Below are 17,397 nucleotides of genomic sequence, written 5' to 3' on the forward strand. Positions count from 1 at the left end.
GATCCGCCCCGCGGACGACCGTCTTCGGACTCCCCCACCCACCCCCTCCGAGGAGCCGTCATGTCTCCACCTCGCACCCCCCGCAACCGGGTCCCGGCGCTCACCGCCGCCCTCACGCTGCTCGCCGCCGGCCTGTCGACCGCGGTCGCCGTCCCGGCCTCCGCCGCCGCCGTCCAGTGCTCCGTCGACTACACGACGAACGACTGGGGCAGCGGCTTCACGGCCAACGTGGCGATCACCAACCGGGGCGCCGCGGCGCTCAACGGCTGGACGCTGACCTACTCCTACACCGGCAACCAGACGCTCTCGGGCAGCGGCTGGAACGGCACCTGGAGCCAGTCCGGCAAGAACGTCACCGTCGCCGCCCCGGCCTGGGCGGCCACCATCCCGGCGGGCGGCTCGGCCACCGCGGGCGCCAACTTCTCCTACAGCGGCACCAACGCGGCCCCGACCGCCTTCGCGGTCAACGGCACCAGCTGCACCGGCGCCCACGCGGCCCCGACCACCACCCTGACCAGCCCCGCCCCCGGTGCCACCTACCAGGCGGGGGCGGCCGTCCCGCTCGCGGCGACGGCCGCGGCGGCGGACGGCGCGAGCATCAGCAAGGTCGAGTTCTACGACAACACCACGCTGATCGGCACCGCCACCAGTGCCCCGTACGCCTTCACCTGGACGGGCGCGGCCAGCGGCAGCCACTCGATCTACGCCAAGGCGTACGACAGCCTGGGCGCGAGCGGCGAGTCGACCCCGGCGGGCATCACGGTGGCGGCCGGCCCGGCGATCACCGCCACCCCGCTGACCCTCTCGGTCAACCAGGGCAAGACCGGCGGCTTCGCGGTCAAGCTCAGCAGCCAGCCGAGCGCCAACGTCACCGTCACCACCACCCGGACCGCGGGCAACACCGGACTGTCCGTCAGCTCCGGCGCGACGCTGACCTTCACCCCGGCCAACTGGTCGACGGCGCAGACCGTCACGCTCACCGCCGACGCCTCCTCCACCGGCTCGGCGACCTTCACCTCCACCGCCACCGGGTACACCTCCTCGGCGGTCACGGTGACCGAGCTGGCCGCCGCCTCGGGCGTGTACAACGACCGGTTCCTCCAGCTCTACAACAAGATCAAGGACCCGGCGAACGGCTACTTCTCGCCGGAGGGCATCCCCTACCACTCGGTGGAGACCCTGCTGGTCGAGGCCCCCGACCAGGGCCACGAGACCACCTCGGAGGCGTACTCGTACCTGCTCTGGCTGGAGGCCCAGTACGGGCGGGTCACCCAGGACTGGTCGAAGTTCAACGCGGCGTGGACGCTCATGGAGACGTACATGATCCCGGGCCACGCCGACCAGCCGACCAACGCGTTCTACAACGCGTCCAAGCCGGCCACCTACGCGCCCGAGCGTCCGCTGCCGAGCGACTACCCGGCGGCGCTGGACACCTCGGTCACCGCGGGCGCCGACCCGATCGCCGGCGAGCTGAAGAGCGCCTACGGCACCGACGACGTCTACGGCATGCACTGGCTGCAGGACGTGGACAACGTCTACGGCTACGGCAACGCGCCCGGCAAGTGCGAGGCCGGCCCGAGCGACACCGGCCCGTCGTTCATCAACACCTACCAGCGCGGCGCGCAGGAGTCGGTGTGGGAGACCATCCCGCAGCCCACCTGCGACAACTTCAGGTACGGCGGCAAGAACGGGTACCTGGACCTGTTCGTCAAGGACAACTCCTACGCCAAGCAGTGGAAGTACACCGACGCGCCGGACGCCGACGCGCGCGCCGTCCAGGCCGCGTACTGGGCCGACACCTGGGCCAAGGCGCAGGGCAACGGCGCGAAGGTGGCCACCACGGTGGCCAAGGCCGGCAAGATGGGCGACTACCTGCGGTACTCGTTCTTCGACAAGTACTTCAAGCAGATCGGCAACTGCGTCGGCCCGAACAGCTGCGCGGCCGGCAGCGGCAAGAGCTCCGAGCACTACCTGCTCTCCTGGTACTACGCCTGGGGCGGCGCCACCGACACCTCGGCCGGCTGGTCCTGGCGGATCGGCGACAGCGCGGCGCACGGCGGCTACCAGAACCCGATGGCCGCGTACGCGCTGGTCAACGACCCGGCGATGGCCCCCAAGTCGGCCACCGGCAAGTCCGACTGGACCACCTCGATGGGCCGCCAGGTCGAGTTCACCCAGTGGCTGCAGTCCAGCGAGGGCGCGATCGCGGGCGGCGCGACCAACAGCTGGGAGGGCGACTACGGGACCCCGCCGGCCGGCACCCCGACCTTCTACGGGATGTTCTACGACGAGGCGCCGGTCTACCACGACCCGGCCTCCAACCAGTGGTTCGGCTTCCAGGCCTGGGGCCTGGAGCGGATGGCCGAGTACTACTACTCCAGCGGCGACCCGAAGGCCAAGGCGATCCTGGACAAGTGGGTGACCTGGGCGCTGTCCAAGACCACCTTCGCCGCGGACGGCAGCTACAAGATCCCGTCCACGCTGGCCTGGAGCGGCAAGCCGGACACCTGGAACGCCGCCTCCCCGGGCGCCAACACCGGCCTGCACGTGAGCGTGGTCGACTACACCAACGACGTCGGGGTGGCCGGCTCCTACGCCAAGCTGCTGGCCTACTACGCGGCCAAGTCCGGCAACGCGGCGGCCAAGGGCGCCGCGCAGAAGCTGCTCGACGGCATGTGGGCCAACAACCAGGACGCGCTGGGCGTCTCGGTGCCGGAGACCCGCACCGACTACAGCCGCTTCAACGAGCCGGTCTCGGTGCCGAGCGGCTGGACCGGCACCATGCCCAACGGGGACCCGGTCAACAGCGCCTCCACCTTCCTGTCGATCCGGTCCTTCTACCGGAACGACCCGTCGTTCGCCAAGGTCCAGGCGTACCTGAACGGCGGTGCCGCGCCGACCTTCACGTACCACCGGTTCTGGGCGCAGGCCGACATCGCCACGGCGATGGCGACCTACGGCGAGCTGTTCGGCGGCTGACGGGCCGTCGGCGGAGCGACCTGGCGGCTGACGAGCCGTCACCCGAGCGCGAGTGCCCGGTCCGACCGACAGCGGACCGGGCACTCGCCCGTTCTGAGGAGATTGTTTTACTCCCTCTTGATTTTTGTCATATGTGCTGAATAGTCTCCCGGCCATTCGGACGCCATCGATCACCCACGATCGCGCCGCCGACACTCGGGAGGGTCAACCCCTATGAGCGTTCCCCGGATCCGCCGTTCCGCACTCACCGCGGCCTGTCTCGCGCTCGCCACGGCCGGAGCACTGGCCCTGCCCACCGCCGGCGCGGCCGCGGCGACCGCCGACGGACCACTGCTCAGCTACGTCGTCAACACCAGGGCCAACCACGGCCAGACCCAGAAGGCCGAGCGCGAGATCAGGGCGGCCGGCGGCACCGTGGTCGCCTCCTACGAGCGGATAGGCGTGGTGATCGCCCGCTCCACCGACCCCGGCTTCGCCGCCCGGCTGCGGGCGTCGAAGACCGTCGACTCGGTCGGCGCCAGCCGCACCGCGGGCATCGAGGCCGCCGACGTGGAGGGCGTCGTCCAGGAGGCCGCCGTCCCCGCCACCGCGCCCGCCGACGGCAGCGAACCGCTCTGGGCCAACCAGTGGGACATGCGGCAGATCGGCGTCGACCGGGCGCACCGGCAGACCCTCGGCAGCCGCTCGGTGGTGGTCGGCGTGCTCGACTCCGGCATCGACGCCACCCACGAGGACCTCGCCGCCAACGTCGACCCGGAGCTCTCCGCGTCCTGCCTCAGCGGCAGCCCCGACACCAGCTGGCAGTCCTGGCAGCCCACCACCAGCAGCCACGGCACCCACGTGGCCGGCACCATCGCCGCCGCCAAGAACGGCAAGGGCGTCGAGGGCATCGCCCCCGGCGTCCGGCTGGCCGCCGTCAAGGTGGTCGACGACGGCGGGTTCATCTACCCCGAGTACGCGATCTGCGGCTTCGTCTGGGCCGCCGAGCACCACTTCCAGGTCACCAACAACAGCTACTACGTGGACCCGTGGATGTTCAACTGCGCCGCCGACCCCGACCAGGCCGCGGTCAGCGAGGCGGTCCGCCGGGCCGTCGACTACTCGCGCCGCAACGGCGTGCTCAACGTCGCCGCCGCGGGCAACGAGAACATCGACCTGGCGCACAAGACGGTCGACGTCTCCAGCCCCGACGACACCGTCCCGGCCACCCGGCCGATCGGCGCCGACTGCCTGGACCTGCCCGCCGAACTGCCCGGCGTGGTCGCGGTCTCCGCGATCGGCGTCAAGGGCGACAAGTCGTACTACTCCAGCTACGGCCTGCACAAGGTCACCGTGGCGGCCCCCGGCGGCGACAGCCGCTACCAGGTGCCGGACACCCCGGACGCCAAGGGCGGGGTGCTCTCCACCCTCCCCGGCGGCACGTACGGCTACATGTCGGGCACCTCGATGGCCTCCCCGCACGTGGCCGGGGTGGCCGCGCTGCTCGCCTCCACCCACCCGTGGGCCGGCCCCGAGCAGCTGCGCGCCCTGCTGGTCGACCAGGCCGACCCGCACGCCTGCCCGACCGGCGGGGTCCTCGACCCGGGCGGCACCGGGCTCTACCGGGCCACCTGCGAGGGCTCCGGACACGACAACGGCTTCTACGGCGCGGGCGTGGTCTCCGCCGCCAAGGCCGCCGACCGGTGGCGCCTCTGACGCGACGCAGGCACGCCGACCGCCGGGCGGCGGGTCACCCGCCGTCGCCGACGTGCCGGGACCAGTCCGACTCCACCGGGGCCAGGCCGGCCCGGTTCGGCACCTGCTTGAGCCAGGCCGGACGGGCCGCCAGCCGCGCGGCGGCGGCCCGCTCCTCGGCGGCCCGGATCTGCTCGGGCGTCGCGAAGCCCTCCGGCAGCCAGGCGGCCGAGTGCGCCACCCGGGCGGCCAGGTGCGCCACGTACGCCTCCCGCACCGCGGCCGGCGAGTCGAAGCCCGGCTCGCCGGCCAGCCAGGCGTCCGGCACCAGCGCGGCGACCTCGCGCAGCAGTTCCGGCGTCACCAGCGGGGCGAGCGCGGCGTCGGCGGCGGCCAGGTCCGGGCCGTAGCCGCCCAGCGCGTGGCCGCTCAGGTCGTAGCGCCGGTGCACCGCGGCGGGCGCGGACGCCCATCGGTGGTGGAAGACCAGGCCCGCGCCGTTGTCGATCAGCCACAGCCGCCCGTGCCACACCATCAGGTTGGGGTTGTGCACGCTGCGGTCGACGTTCCCGGTCAGCGCGTCCAGCCAGACCACCCGGCCCGCCTCGGCGGGGGACACCTCGATCATCCCCGGCCGGAAGTCCCGCGCGCCCGGCAGCAGGTCCATGCCCAGGTTCCGTCCGGCGCTGGCCCGCAGCAGGTCCTGGATCTCCTGGTCCGGCTCGTCGGCGGCGACCGCCGGGTCGAAGTCCACCAGCACCAGCGGCGGCACCCGCAGCCCCAGCCGCCGGGCCAGCTCGCCCACGACCACCTCGGCCACCAGGGCCTTCACGCCCTGCGCCGCCCCGGTGAACTTCACCACGTACGTCCCCAGGTCGTCGGCCTCCACCACCCCGGGCACCGACCCGCCCGCCCGCAGCGGGTCGACATAGCGCAGCGCCTTCACCTCGTCGAGCATCCGCCCACCCTAACGCGGGGACCGCCCCGGGTTTGGCGGCCGGTCGCGGCGGTGGTTGGCTGGGCGCGACCGTCGAGCAGCCGACCGAGGAGATGTGAAGCGATGGGCAAGGTGCACGCCACCACCGAGCGGACGTACGGGGCCGACCCGGCGCGGGTGTACGAGGCGCTGGCCGACTACGAGGTGACCCGGCCGAAGCTGCTGCCCGCGCAGTACAGCGAGTACGAGGTGCGGGCCGGCGGCCGGGGCGCCGGGACGCAGGTGCACTGGAAGCTCCGGGCGACCGAGAAGCGGGTCCGGGACTGCCTGTTCACGGTGTCGGCGCCCGGCCCGGAGAAGCTGGTGGAGACCGACGCCAACTCCTCGATGGTGATCACCTGGACGGTGGCGGCGGACGGCGGGAGCGGCAGCCGGGTCACCGTGGAGGCGAGCTGGACCGGCGCCACCGGGATCGGCGGCTTCTTCGAGCGCACCTTCGCGCCGAAGGGCCTCAACCGGATCCACGACCAGGTGCTGGCCAACCTGGCGGCCGAACTCGGCTGAGCCGCCCCGAGCCCCGGCAGCACTCGGACACCCGTACGGCGCGTCATCCGTACGGGTGTTCTGCTTCCCCGGGACGGGTGAAGCCGGTCCGGTCGGCGGTCGCCGTCAACTTAGGCTCCGGGCCGTGCAGATGACGATCCTTCATGTGTCCCAGCCGGTCGACGGCGGGGTGGCCCGGGTGGTGGTGGACCTGGTGCGCGGGCAGCGCGCGGCCGGGTGCCGGGTGCTGGTGGCCTGCCCGCCCGGCGGCCGGCTCGCCCGCGAGGCCGCCGCGGCCGGCGCCCGGGTGCTGGACTGGCCCGCCGAACGCTCGCCCGGCCCGTCCACCGCCGGGGAGGTGTGGCGGTTGCGCCGGCTGGTCCGCCGGGTCGGGCCGGACGTGCTGCACCTGCACAGCGCGAAGGCCGGGCTGGCCGGGCGGCTGGCGGCCCGCGGCACCCCGGCCACCGTGTTCCAGCCGCACGCCTGGTCGTTCGCGGCGGTGGAGGGGGCGATGGCCGGGGCCAGCCTGCGCTGGGAGCGGCACGCCACCCGCTGGGCCCGCACCGTGCTGTGCGTCAGCGAGCGGGAGCGGGCGGACGGCGAGGCGGCCGGGCTGGTCGCCGACTGGCGGGTGGTGCCCAACGGCGTCGACCTGGAGCACTTCGCGCCCGCCGACCCGGCGTCCCGGCGGGCCGCCCGGATGACCCTGGGCCTGGACCGGGCCGACCCGCTGGCGGTGTGCGTGGGGCGGCTGTGCCGGCAGAAGGGCCAGGACGTGCTGCTGGACGCCTGGACCGGGGTGCAGCTGGCCCGCCCGGCGGCCCGGCTGGTGCTGGTCGGCGGCGGCTCGGACGCCGAGGCGCTGGCCGAGCGGGTGCGCGGGCTGCCGGACCCGTCCCGGGTGCGGATGGTGGGCGACGTGGCCGATCCGCGGCTGTGGCTGGCGGCGGCCGACCTGGTGGTGCTGCCCTCGCGCTGGGAGGGGATGGCGCTGGCGCCGCTGGAGGCGATGGCCTGCGGGCGGCCGGTGCTGCTGACCGACGTGCCGGGGGCCCGGGAGTGCCTGCCGCCGGGGGAGCGGGAGCGGGCGGTGGTGCCGCCGGAGAATCCCGGCGCGATGGCCGAACGGCTGGTCGAATTCCTGGGCGATCGGATCGAGTGCGAACGGCGCGGTCTGCTGGCCCGGTCATACGTGGCAGATCATCACGATATCCGGGGAGTGATTCAGCAGGTGGCGGCGGTGTACCGGACGATCGTTCGGACCGGGGTGGTCCCGGCGGGCCGCACCGGCCGTGTCCCGCAGCGGTTCTGATCGTTTGTCAGGCCGTGAACGCCCGCCCGCGCAGGTGCGGCCTTCTTCCCTGAAAGTCTGATTATTGGGCGGGTGGAATGAAATGGCATGTCAGCCTCCTGCGTGCCGGTCGGCGTTCGGTAATGTCTGATTTTGCCTGCTTCGTCTCCATTTTCGGTAGCGGAATGGCCGACCGCCTCTCACGGCAGCAGGTGCTTACCTGGACCGCGTCCACCGGGTCGAGGCGCCGAGCCGGCGCGCGTCCGGTCCGACTGCCCGGCCGCGGCGGGTACACAGCAGGGGAGTTCGTGCGCTGATGACCATTGACCACGAGAGCGTGCCGCGACCGGGCAGAACGCTGACGGGTCCCGGCCGCCCCGGCGGTCGGGCGGGCACCGGGCCCGGTGCCGGGCCCGGCACCGCACCCGGCGCCGGCGTGCTCGACCGGCCGCGGATCCGGACGAAGGGCCGGCCCAAGTCCCGGGCCGCGGCCCCCCGGACCTCGGCCGGGGTCGGCCGGCACCGCGGCCGGCTGCACTCCCGGGTCGCCCTCCCGCTGGCCCTGGCCGCCGCCGACACCCTGGCGGTCGGCCTGGCCGCGGCCGCGACCACCCCCGCCGGCACCCGCCCGGTCGCCACCGCCGCCCTGCTGCTGCCCGCGCTGCTCCCGCTCAACCTGGCCGGCGGCCTCTACCGCACCCGGCTCAGCCTCTCCGCCCTCGACGAACTCCCGGGCCTGGCCGCCCGCGCCGCCGTCGCCACCGCCTTCGCGATCACCGCCGACACCTGCCTGGCCGGCCGCTGGGCCGACCTCGGGCCGGTCAGCCCGCTGCGGCTGCTCGCCCTGCTGCTCCTGCTGCTCCCGCTCGCCGCCCTCGGCCGGGCCTTCGTCCACCACCTCACCCGCCGGACCCGCCGCCGCCGCCCCAGCCCGGTGCTGATCCTCGGCGCGGGCGAACTCGGCCAGCGGATCGCCGCGGTGCTCACCGACCACCCCGAGTACGGCCTGCGCCCGGTCGGCTACCTCGACCCCGACCCGGTGCTGCTGCCGGCCGGCGCCCCGCTGCCGGTGCTCGGCGGGCGCGAGGTGCTCGGCCGGGTGCTGCGCCGCTACCGCATCCACCACGTGCTGGCCACCGCCGGCGCCGCCGACGAGGCCGAGACGCTGGCCGCGCTGCGGCACGCCGCCCGGCTCGGCTGCCAGGTCTGGCTGGTGCCCGGCCTGCGCGAGTTCGACGCGGTCCGCGGCGCGGGCGACCACCTCTGGGGCTTCCCCTGCCTGCGCCTGGAGGCCCCCGCGATGCGGCGCGGCGGCTGGGTCGTCAAGCGCGGCTTCGACATCGTCTCGGCCGGCCTCGGCCTGCTGCTGATCTCCCCGCTGCTGGCCGCCTGCGCCCTCGCGGTGCGCTGGGACACCGGCCCGGGCGTGCTCTTCCGCCAGCAGCGCACCGGCCTGGACGGCCGGGTCTTCACCGTCCTCAAGTTCCGCACCCTGCGCCCCTCCAACGAGCACGAGTCGGCCACCCGCTGGAACATCGCCCAGGACCACCGGATGGGCGCCATCGGCAAGTTCCTGCGCAGGACCTCGCTGGACGAGCTGCCCCAGCTGTGGAACGTGCTGCGCGGCGACATGAGCCTGGTCGGCCCGCGCCCCGAACGCCCCTACTTCGTCATGCGGTTCGGCCAGGCGTACCCCGAGTACGCCGACCGGCACCGGGTCCCGGTCGGGCTGACCGGCCTGGCCCAGGTCAACGGACTGCGCGGGGACACCTCGATCGAGGACCGCGCGCGCTTCGACAACCGCTACATCGAGGGCTGGAGCCTGTGGGGGGACGCCAAGATCCTGCTCCGCACCGCCGCCCTGGCAGTCCGCCCGGACGGGAGCTGAACCCATGGCCATCGCCCTCCGACCGCCCCGCCCGGCAGCGTGGTCGGCCCGGATAGTCCCGGCCCGGCCGAGCTGGCTCGCGGCGGCCACCGTGCTGCTGGTGTGCGTGCCGACCGGGGAGAAGGACGTCGCCGCGGCCGTCCACGTCACCCCCGCCGACCTCGCCTCGCTGGCCCTGGTCGGCCTGATCGCCCTCGACCTGCTGCGCGGCCGGCTGCCCCGCCTCGACCCGGCCGTCTGCGCGCTGCTGGGCGCCGTGGTGCTGGCCGCCGCCGTCGCCACCGCGCACTCCATCGACCCGGCCGCCAGCCTGACCGGCTTCGTCCGGCTGGTGCAGATCTTCGTGCTGGTCCCGGCCGCGGTGCTGCTCGCCGTCCGCGACACCCTGGACCGGCGCCTGGTGCTCGGCTCCTTCGTGCTGGCCGCCCTGATCGAGGGCGCGGTCGGCGCCAACCAGTACCTGACCCGCACCGGCGCCTCCTACACCGGCGAGCCGATCCGGGCCGTCGGCACCTTCGGCGCGCTGGACGTCATGGCGATGTCCACCGTCGTCTCGTACGGGCTGCTGGCCGCCCTCGGCCTGGCCCTCGCCGAGCGCCGCCCCGGCGGCAACCGCTGGCTGCGCCGCGCGATGTGGGGCAGCGCCGCGTTCCTGGCCTTCCCGCTGGCGGTCTCGTTCAGCCGGGGCAGCTGGATCGCCACCGCCGTCGCCGCGAGCGTGCTGCTGCTGCGCGCCGACGCCCGGCTCGCCGTCCGGGGCGTGCTGGTCGGCGCCGCCGCCGCGGTGGTGCTGGTCGGCGGGCTCGGCCTCGGCGCCTCCGGCGTCACCGAGCGGCTCAGCTCGATCGGCTCGGTCTCCGCCGCCCCCGACCAGTCGGTCTCCGACCGCTACGACCTGTGGGCCACCGCCGGCCGGATCTGGCAGGACCACCCGGTGACCGGCGCCGGCCCCAAGGCGTTCCAGCAGCTGCGCGACAGCCACGCCCCGCTGCGGCTCTCCTCCGGCAGCGACGCCGCCGACTCCACCATCGGCTTCCGGCGCGAACCGCTGCTCTCCCCGCACAACATGTACTTCCTGGTGCTCAGCGAGCAGGGCCTGCTCGGCGCGGTCGCCTACCTGGCGCTCTTCCTCGCCCTGCTGCTCGGCTGCCTGCGCCGCGCCGCCGGCCCCGGCCTGGCCGCCCTCGCCCTGCTCTGCTGGGTGCTCTGGGACTTCCTCTACGCCGACATCGGCGGCACCACCACGGTGCTGACCTCCGTGGTCCTGGGCCTGGCCGCCCGCACCGCCTTCCCCGGACCCGACTCCCGTGAGGCGGCCGGCGCATGACGACCGAGCAGCCGGTGGCCGCGGCCCCCGCACCCGCCCCCACCGCCGTCCCCGCCCCGCGCCCCGGCCCGGCCGCCGAGCCCGCCCGGCGCGGCTTCCTGGCCAAGGCGTTCGGCGTCACCGCGCTGCTCAGCGCGGCCGGCTCCGGCCTCGGCCTGCTCCGCGACCTGCTGCTGGCCCGCTACTTCGGCGCCAACCAGGGCACCGACGCCTTCCTGGTCGCCTGGACGGTGCCGGAGACCGCCGCGCCGCTGCTGATCGAGGACGCGATGGCGTTCCTGATGGTGCCGGCCTTCAGCCTGGCCCTGGTGCTGCGCGAGGAGCGCCCCCACGGACCGGACCCGGTACGGCAGTTGACCCGCTCCACGCTGCCCTGGCTGCTGCTCGCGCTCTGCACCCTCTCCGGCGGGGTCGCGCTCGGCGCGCCGCAACTGGTCGACCTGCTCGCCCCCGGCCTGGCCGACCCGCAGCTCGCCGTCACCTGCACCCGGATCACCGCGCTCACCATCCTGCCGTTCGGCGTCGCCGGGTACCTGGCCTCCGCGCTGCGCGCCCTGCACTCCTTCACCGCGCCCGCCGTCATCTACGTGATGTACAACCTGGGCATCCTGGCGCTGCTGCTCAGCGGCCACCGGCTGCTCGGGGTGCGCTCCGCGGCGATCGGCGTCGCGGTCGGCAGCGCGCTGATGGCCGGCGTGCTGCTGCTGCCGTTCGCCCGCCGGCTGCGCTCCGGCGGACGGCGGCGCGGGCTGCGCCGGGGCGCGGCCCGCCGGCTGGTGCTGATCCCGCTGGCGCTGCTGCCGGTGGCCGCGTTCACGCTGACCCGGCAGGCCCAGGTCTTCATCGAGCGCTACCTCGGCTCCGCCCTGCCGCCCGGCACCATCTCGCACCTCAACTACGCGGCGAAGGTCAGCCAGTTGGCGATGACCTCGGCGATCCTGATCGTCACCGTGACCTTCCCGGTGGTGGCCCGGGCGATGGCCGCCGGGGACTTCACGGCGGCCCGCGACCGGGTCGAGAAGGACCTCGGGCAGGCCGCCGCGCTGGTCCTGCTGGGCACCGCCTTCCTGATGGCCTGCGCCCCCGCGCTGGTCGCCCTGCTGTTCCAGCGCGGCGCGTTCGGCCCGGCCGACACCTCCGCCACCGCCGCCGTGATCCGGGTCTACTCCTTCGGGCTGCCCGCGCAGGCGATGATCGGCGTGATGGTCCGGCCGTACTTCTGCGTCCGCCCGGTGGTGCGCCGCGCCGACGTCCCGCGCGCCGAGGGCGACCGGATCACCTGGCTGGACTGGTACCCGGTCGGCGCGATGCTGCTCGGCCTGGCCGTCACCGTCGCGGTCGGCGTCGGCGCCACCCCGCACTTCGGGGCGCTCGGCCTGGCCGCGGGCAACGCCGCGGGCATCACCACCACCGCGGCGCTGCTGATGCGCGGCCTGATGCTGCGCGGCGTCGCGCTCCGGCTGCCCCTGGTGCTCGGCGGCCAGGCCCGGCTGCTGGCCGCCGCCGTCGCCGCCGCCGGGCTCGGCGCGCTGGCCGCCCGCACCGCCGCCGGACCGCTGCCCGCCGCGCTGCTCGGCGGCACCACCGTCCTGCTGTCCTTCGCCGCCCTCGGAGCGCTGTTCGGCGCCGCCGAGGTGCGCGGCCCGGTGCTCGGACTGCTGGCCCGGGCCCGCCGGCCGCAGCCCACCCCGTCCACCGCTGACGAAGGGAAGCCGCATGGCCGCTGATCCCCGCCTGCCGGCCCAGGCACTCGCGCCCAGGCTCGCGCCCTGGATCCTGATGTACCACTCGGTGGCAGAGGAGGACGAGGACCCGTACCTGCTCACCGTCTCCCCCGAGCGGTTCGCCGAACAGATGGACTGGCTGCACCGCACCGGCCGGCGCGGCGTCAGCGTCCGCGAACTGCTGGCCGCGCAGGCCCGCGGCCGGGAGGCCCGGCTGGTCGGCCTGACCTTCGACGACGGCTACGCCGACTTCGCCCGGCACGCCGTCCCGGTGCTGCGCGAGTACGGCTTCACCGCCACCGCGTACGTCGTCCCCGACCTGCTCGGCAGCGAGAACGGCTGGGACGCCGAGGGGCCGCGCAAGAAGCTGCTGACGGTCGAGCAGGTCGCCGAACTGGCCCGGTCCGGCTGGGAGATCGGCTCGCACGGGCTCGGCCACCAGGCGCTGCCCGGCCTGTCCCCGGCCGCCCTGGAGCGGCAGACCGCGGACAGCCGGCGCTCCCTGGAGGACCTGGTCGGCGGCCCGGTCACCGGCTTCTGCTACCCGTACGGCGCGGTCGACCTGCCCGCCACCCGGGCGGTCCGGGACGCCGGGTACGACTACGCCTGCGCCATCGACCACTCCTGGCTGACCGGCCGGCACGCCCTGCCGCGCTGCTACGTCGGCGACCGGGACGGGGCCTGGCGGCTGCGCGCCAAGCACAGCCGGCACCGCTGGCGGGACGCCGTCACCGGGCTGCGCTGGGCCCCGCCGAAGTCCGCGCCGAAGGCCGTCGCGGGGGAGCCCCGATGAGAGTCCTGCACGTGGTCACCGGCCTGCACGCGGGCGGCGCCGAACGCCAGCTCGCCCTGCTGCTGCGGCACCTGCCGGCCGACCAGGAGCACGAGGTGGCCGCGCTGACCGGACCCGGCGCGGTCGCCCGGGAGCTGCGCGCCGACGGCTTCACCGTCCACCACCTCGACATGCGCGGCAACCGCGACCTCGCGGTGCTGCCCCGGCTCACCCGGCTGATCCGCTCCGGCCGCTACGACCTGGTGCACACCCACCTGTACCGGGCCATGCTGTACGGCCGCCTCGCCGCCCGGCTGGCCGGCGTCCGCGCGGTGATCGCCACCGAGCACTCGCTGCAGTCCGGCGTGATCGAGGGCCGGCCCACCTCGCGCGGCGTCAAGGCGCTCTACCTGGGCGCCGAACGGCTCGGCAGCACCACCCTGGCGGTCTCCGGCCAGGTCGCCGGGGTGCTCGGCGAGTGGGGCGTGCCGGCCGAGCGGGTCCGGCTGCTGCCCAACGGGGTGGACGCCGCCCGGTACCGCTTCACCCCCACCGCCCGGGCCGCCCACCGCGGCCGGCTGCGGGCCCAACTCGGCCTGCCGATCGGCGCGTTCGTGATCGGCGCGGTGGGCCGGCTGGTGCCCGGCAAGCGCTTCCACGTCCCGTTGGAGGCGCTGGCCCGGCTGCCCGACGCCCGGCTGCTGCTGATCGGCGAGGGCCCCGAGCGCGCCGCGCTGCTCGACCGCGCGGCCCGGCTCGGCGTCCGCGACCGCCTGGTGCTCACCGGCGAGCGCGACGACGTGCCCGAACTGCTCACCGCCGTCGACGTCCTGGTCTCCCCGTCCCGCGAGGAGACCTTCGGACTGGCCGCCCTGGAAGGGCTGGCCGCCGGGCTCCCGCTGCTGCACTCGGCCTGTCCGGCGCTGGCCGAACTGCCCGCCGCCGCGGCCCCGCACGCCCGCCTGCTGCCCTCCGAACCCGAGCCGTACGCCCGGGAGCTGGCCCTGCTGGCGACCACCCGGCCGGGCCCGTTCCCGGTCCCGCCCGCCGTCGCGCACTACGACATCGCCCGGATCGCGACCGAACTGGCCGCCCTCTACCGCGAGTCGGTCGGCCCCCGGCCGGCCGCCGCCCCCGTGGTGCCCGCCCCGGCCGCCCCCCGCACCGGGCGGGCGCCCGCCGACCCCCCGCCCCGCGGCCGCTCCCGGCGGGCGGCCGCGGCCCCCTCCGGCCGGCGGCGGCAGCCCGGTGGCTGACCCCGGCGCCCGCCCCCGCCCCGCCGCCCGCCCCGGGCGCTCCGCCGGGCGCCGCGCGGCCGCGCACTGAACCGTTCACCCCTTCGACCCTCCTGGAGTCACCGATGCCCGAACCACGCCGCGGCGCCCGTGCGCTGGCCCGCCGATGGTGGCCGCTGGCCCTCGCCGTCCCGCTCGGTGCGGCGGCCGGGGCCGGCTACGCCGTCGTCTCGCACCCCAGCTACTCGGCCAGCTCCTACGTGGTGGTCGTGCCGAACAACCCCGGCGAGAACGCCACCGCCGTCAACTTCGCCCAGGCGTACGGCCGGCTGACCGGCCAGCCGCAGGTGCTGATCGGGGCCGCCGCCGAGACCGGCCACACGGTGACCACGCTGGCCGGGCTGGTCCGCGGCACCACCTCCCCGGACGCCCCGATGATCGAGATCACCGGGACCGCCGCCCGCGGCGAGGAGGCGGTGAAGAACGCCGACGCGGTCGCCAGGTCGCTGATCGCGTTCGGCAACACCAGCAGCAAGGAGACCGGCGTCCGGCTGGTCCCGCTGGCCCCCGCCGCCGAGCCCGACGCCCCGGCCTCCCCGTCCGCGAGCCTGGACACCGCGGTCGGCGCCGCCGCCGGCGTGCTGGTCGGCGCCCTGGTGATGCTCACCCGCCGCAAGCCGGGCCCCGCCGCGGAAGCCGCCGGGGCCGACGCGAGCGCGCTGCCCGCCCAGGCCGAGGCCGCGCCGGCCGCGCAGACCCGCGAACCGGCGGCCGTCCGGTGAAGCTCCACCAGCGGCGCGGCCCCCGGGTGCCCGCCCAGCCGGCCCGCGACGCCGCCGACCGGGAGCGCTGGACGGCCGAGGTGCTGCGCGCCGACGACGCCCTGGACCGGCTCGCCGACGACTGGGACGACCTGCACCGCCGCTGCGCCACCGCCACCTCCTTCCAGGCCGCGCCCTGGCTGCGCTCCTGGTGGCGCCGGTACGGCCGCCCCGGCGCGCTGGTGCTGGTGCTGGTCCGCCGCGACGGCCGGCTGGTCGGGGCCGCCGCGCTGCGCCGCCGCGGCCCGTTCGGCGGGCTGACCAACCTGGGCGCGGGCCTGGTCGACTTCACCGACGTGCTGCTCGACGACGACTGCGCCGACCGGGCCGCCGCCGAACTGGCCGCCGCCCTGCCGCTGCGCCGCCCCTGGCACAGCCTGGAGCTGCGCGAGGTGCACCCGTCGGCGGCCGTGCAGCGGGTGTACGCGCACTGGCGGGGCCGTCGGCACCGGTTCGCCGACTCGCTCTGCCAGTACCTGCCGGCCGTGCCGATGGACGAGCTGCTCAAGCGGCTGCCCGGCAAGACCGCCCAGCGCAGCCGGGTCAAGCTCCGCAAGATCGCCAACTCGGGGGTGCGGGTGCACTCCGCGACCCCCGAGGAAGTCCCTTACACGGTCGGCGAGTTGCTGCGCCTGCACATGCTCCAGTGGCAGGACCGCGGGGTCACCCCGGAGCACCGCACCGCGCGCTTCGCCGAGCACCTGACCGAGTCGACCACCGGCCTGGTGGCGACCGGCCGGGCCGCGATACACCGGTTCGAGCTGGACGGCGAGGTGGTGGCGGTGAACCTGGTGATCCTCTGCGCCCCGTTCGGCGGCCTCTACATGTACGGCGCGCACCCCGGGCTCCGGGAGAAGCTGGACATCGCCGGCCTGCTGTTCGGCGCCGCCCTGGACGAGGTCCGCGCGGCCGGCATCCCGCAGCTCAGCCTGCTGCGCGGCCAGGAGCCGTACAAGCAGCGCTGGCGCCCGGACCGGCTGTCCAACCAGCGCCTGGTGCTCGGCCCCGGCCGGCTCGCCCCCGCCGCCGCCGCCCGCGCCCTGCGGGTCCGGGCCCGGATCGCCGCCGTGCACCTGCTGCGCACCCGGATGCCGAAGCTGAAGGAGGCGCTAGCGCGGCGGCGCCTGCGGTGAGTTCTTCACCGGCCCGAGCGCCCCGGAGGAGCCCGACATCAGCTGCCGGTACACCGCCGCCGACTTCGGGTTGTCCTTGCACTGCCAGAAGCCGTGCGGGCAGTAGTCGGTGACCGTCTGGTAGGCGGTGTCGTGGGTGCGCATCCACTCCACCATCCGCCGGACGAACTCCGGGTTGTCGCCGTTGCGGAACAGCCCCCACTCCGGGTAGGACACCGGCTTGCCGCGCTTGGCGGCGAACTCCACCTGGTCCTGCAGCCCGTACGGCTCGGAGACGTACTCGTCGAAGGTGCCGCCCGCGGGCTGGTCGTAGCTGTCCATGCCGATGATGTCGACCACGTCGTCGCCCGGGTAGCAGCGCGTCCAGGGGATGGCGTCCAGCCCGCGGGTGGGGGTGAAGTCGAAGGAGAAGCGCTGGCCGGGCACCGAGCGCATCACGCCGACGATCCGCCGCCAGTACGCCTTCCAGGCCGTCGGGTCGGGCTTGCAGCGCGAGGTGTAGGTGACGCCGTTCATCTCCCAGCCCAGGGTGATGACGGTGTCGCCGCCGCCGAAGGCCACCAGCTTCCGGGCCAGCCGCAGGAAGTGCTGGTCGAACTCGCCCTGGTTGCCGCGGGCCAGCAGCCGGGACACCTCGGCGTCCGGCACGTTGCCCTCGTTGGGGACGAGCATCGGCACGCCGAGCACCAGCCGCCGCCCCGGGTCGGACTGCCGCCACTGCGACCAGAGGCCGAGCACCAGCGGCTCGCCCTCGATGTCCTGCCACCCGTTGCCCGCCAGGTAGGTGTGGCCGACCTGTAGGTTGGCGTTGTTCAGCCAGGAGGCCATCCGGGCGATGTTCGGGATGTAGCTGTCCCAGGAGCCGACGAAGGCGCCGAACGGCACCTCGTGCACCGCCCGCTGCACCACCGGACGGGGCGCCGCGCCGCGCGGCTGGATGGCGTCAGAGGAGAGCGCCGCGTGGCGCTCGGTCTGGCTCAGCGGCGTGCCCGAGGGCACGCTCGCGGTGGTCACCAGCAGCAGCGCGGCGGCGGCCAGGGTCAGGCGGCCGAGACGCATGGGATCTCCGT

Annotated in this window: 13 protein-coding genes; 11 read left to right on the forward strand and 2 right to left on the reverse strand. The window is 75.2% G+C overall.

Annotated elements, in window-relative coordinates; translation table 11 throughout:
- Nucleotides 1-60 precede the first annotated feature (60 nt).
- A complete protein-coding gene (locus ACIQVD_RS26245) occupies nt 61-2,979 on the forward strand; it encodes a glycoside hydrolase family 48 protein (protein ID WP_402291902.1) in 2,919 nt (972 codons plus the stop codon).
- A gap of 213 nt (nt 2,980-3,192) precedes the next feature.
- On the forward strand, nt 3,193-4,674 hold the full coding sequence (locus ACIQVD_RS26250) for a S8 family peptidase (RefSeq protein WP_402291903.1): 1,482 nt from the start codon (nt 3,193-3,195) through the stop codon (nt 4,672-4,674).
- Between the two features lie 34 nt (nt 4,675-4,708).
- On the opposite strand, the gene ACIQVD_RS26255 is transcribed toward ACIQVD_RS26250, so the two are convergent.
- Nucleotides 4,709-5,611 carry a HipA family kinase gene (locus ACIQVD_RS26255; protein WP_402291904.1) on the reverse strand — a complete coding sequence of 301 codons (903 nt, stop codon included), beginning with the start codon at nt 5,609-5,611 and terminating at the stop codon, nt 4,709-4,711.
- A 102-nt stretch (nt 5,612-5,713) separates the two neighbouring features.
- On the opposite strand from ACIQVD_RS26255, the gene ACIQVD_RS26260 reads away from it, so the two are divergent.
- The 9 genes from ACIQVD_RS26260 to ACIQVD_RS26300 all read left to right on the forward strand — a co-directional run bounded on the left by ACIQVD_RS26260 (nt 5,714) and on the right by ACIQVD_RS26300 (nt 16,327).
- Complete coding sequence (locus ACIQVD_RS26260) at nt 5,714-6,154, forward strand: SRPBCC family protein (protein WP_400690117.1); 441 nt, start codon at nt 5,714-5,716, stop codon at nt 6,152-6,154.
- Between the two features lie 130 nt (nt 6,155-6,284).
- Nucleotides 6,285-7,448, forward strand: a complete 1,164-nt coding sequence (locus ACIQVD_RS26265) for a glycosyltransferase (protein ID WP_402291905.1) — start codon at nt 6,285-6,287, stop codon at nt 7,446-7,448.
- 295 nt (nt 7,449-7,743) lie between these two features.
- A complete protein-coding gene (locus ACIQVD_RS26270; RefSeq protein WP_400690123.1) occupies nt 7,744-9,315 on the forward strand; it encodes a sugar transferase in 1,572 nt (523 codons plus the stop codon).
- A gap of 4 nt (nt 9,316-9,319) precedes the next feature.
- A complete protein-coding gene (locus tag ACIQVD_RS26275; RefSeq protein ID WP_400690125.1) occupies nt 9,320-10,642 on the forward strand; it encodes an O-antigen ligase family protein in 1,323 nt (440 codons plus the stop codon).
- Nucleotides 10,639-12,369, forward strand: coding sequence for a lipid II flippase MurJ (locus tag ACIQVD_RS26280; RefSeq protein ID WP_400690128.1), 1,731 nt, complete (start codon nt 10,639-10,641; stop codon nt 12,367-12,369). Before ACIQVD_RS26275 ends, ACIQVD_RS26280 begins: the two co-directional genes overlap by 4 nt.
- Nucleotides 12,359-13,159, forward strand: coding sequence for a polysaccharide deacetylase family protein (locus ACIQVD_RS26285; RefSeq protein WP_400690131.1), 801 nt, complete (start codon nt 12,359-12,361; stop codon nt 13,157-13,159). The genes ACIQVD_RS26280 and ACIQVD_RS26285 overlap by 11 nt, the downstream gene beginning before the upstream one ends.
- Nucleotides 13,156-14,394: a glycosyltransferase gene (locus tag ACIQVD_RS26290; RefSeq protein ID WP_402291906.1), complete on the forward strand. Its 1,239-nt coding sequence runs from the start codon at nt 13,156-13,158 to the stop codon at nt 14,392-14,394. The genes ACIQVD_RS26285 and ACIQVD_RS26290 overlap by 4 nt, the downstream gene beginning before the upstream one ends.
- 104 nt (nt 14,395-14,498) lie before the next feature.
- On the forward strand, nt 14,499-15,155 hold the full coding sequence (locus ACIQVD_RS26295; protein WP_400690137.1) for a Wzz/FepE/Etk N-terminal domain-containing protein: 657 nt from the start codon (nt 14,499-14,501) through the stop codon (nt 15,153-15,155).
- Nucleotides 15,152-16,327 (forward strand): GNAT family N-acetyltransferase, encoded by a 1,176-nt coding sequence (locus ACIQVD_RS26300; RefSeq protein ID WP_402291907.1) that lies wholly within the window; start codon nt 15,152-15,154, stop codon nt 16,325-16,327. Before ACIQVD_RS26295 ends, ACIQVD_RS26300 begins: the two co-directional genes overlap by 4 nt.
- On the opposite strand, the gene ACIQVD_RS26305 is transcribed toward ACIQVD_RS26300, so the two are convergent.
- A complete protein-coding gene (locus ACIQVD_RS26305; protein ID WP_400690142.1) occupies nt 16,304-17,386 on the reverse strand; it encodes a glycoside hydrolase family 26 protein in 1,083 nt (360 codons plus the stop codon). The two genes, ACIQVD_RS26300 and ACIQVD_RS26305, sit on opposite strands and share 24 nt — an antisense overlap.
- Nucleotides 17,387-17,397 lie beyond the last annotated feature (11 nt).

Origin of the sequence: Kitasatospora sp. NPDC090308 (genome assembly GCF_044769485.1) — a bacterium.
Classification (GTDB): domain Bacteria; phylum Actinomycetota; class Actinomycetes; order Streptomycetales; family Streptomycetaceae; genus Kitasatospora; species Kitasatospora fiedleri.

Coding starts and splice junctions, on each gene's coding strand:
- ACIQVD_RS26250 (WP_402291903.1), top strand. CDS start 3,193: ATGAGCGTTCCCCGGATCCGCCGTTCCGCACTCACCGCGGCCTGTCTC.
- ACIQVD_RS26270 (WP_400690123.1), top strand. CDS start 7,744: ATGACCATTGACCACGAGAGCGTGCCGCGACCGGGCAGAACGCTGACG.
- ACIQVD_RS26265 (WP_402291905.1), top strand. CDS start 6,285: ATGACGATCCTTCATGTGTCCCAGCCGGTCGACGGCGGGGTGGCCCGG.
- ACIQVD_RS26280 (WP_400690128.1), top strand. CDS start 10,639: ATGACGACCGAGCAGCCGGTGGCCGCGGCCCCCGCACCCGCCCCCACC.
- ACIQVD_RS26255 (WP_402291904.1), bottom strand. CDS start 5,611: ATGCTCGACGAGGTGAAGGCGCTGCGCTATGTCGACCCGCTGCGGGCG.
- ACIQVD_RS26245 (WP_402291902.1), top strand. CDS start 61: ATGTCTCCACCTCGCACCCCCCGCAACCGGGTCCCGGCGCTCACCGCC.
- ACIQVD_RS26275 (WP_400690125.1), top strand. CDS start 9,320: ATGGCCATCGCCCTCCGACCGCCCCGCCCGGCAGCGTGGTCGGCCCGG.
- ACIQVD_RS26290 (WP_402291906.1), top strand. CDS start 13,156: ATGAGAGTCCTGCACGTGGTCACCGGCCTGCACGCGGGCGGCGCCGAA.
- ACIQVD_RS26260 (WP_400690117.1), top strand. CDS start 5,714: ATGGGCAAGGTGCACGCCACCACCGAGCGGACGTACGGGGCCGACCCG.
- ACIQVD_RS26305 (WP_400690142.1), bottom strand. CDS start 17,386: ATGCGTCTCGGCCGCCTGACCCTGGCCGCCGCCGCGCTGCTGCTGGTG.
- ACIQVD_RS26285 (WP_400690131.1), top strand. CDS start 12,359: ATGGCCGCTGATCCCCGCCTGCCGGCCCAGGCACTCGCGCCCAGGCTC.
- ACIQVD_RS26295 (WP_400690137.1), top strand. CDS start 14,499: ATGCCCGAACCACGCCGCGGCGCCCGTGCGCTGGCCCGCCGATGGTGG.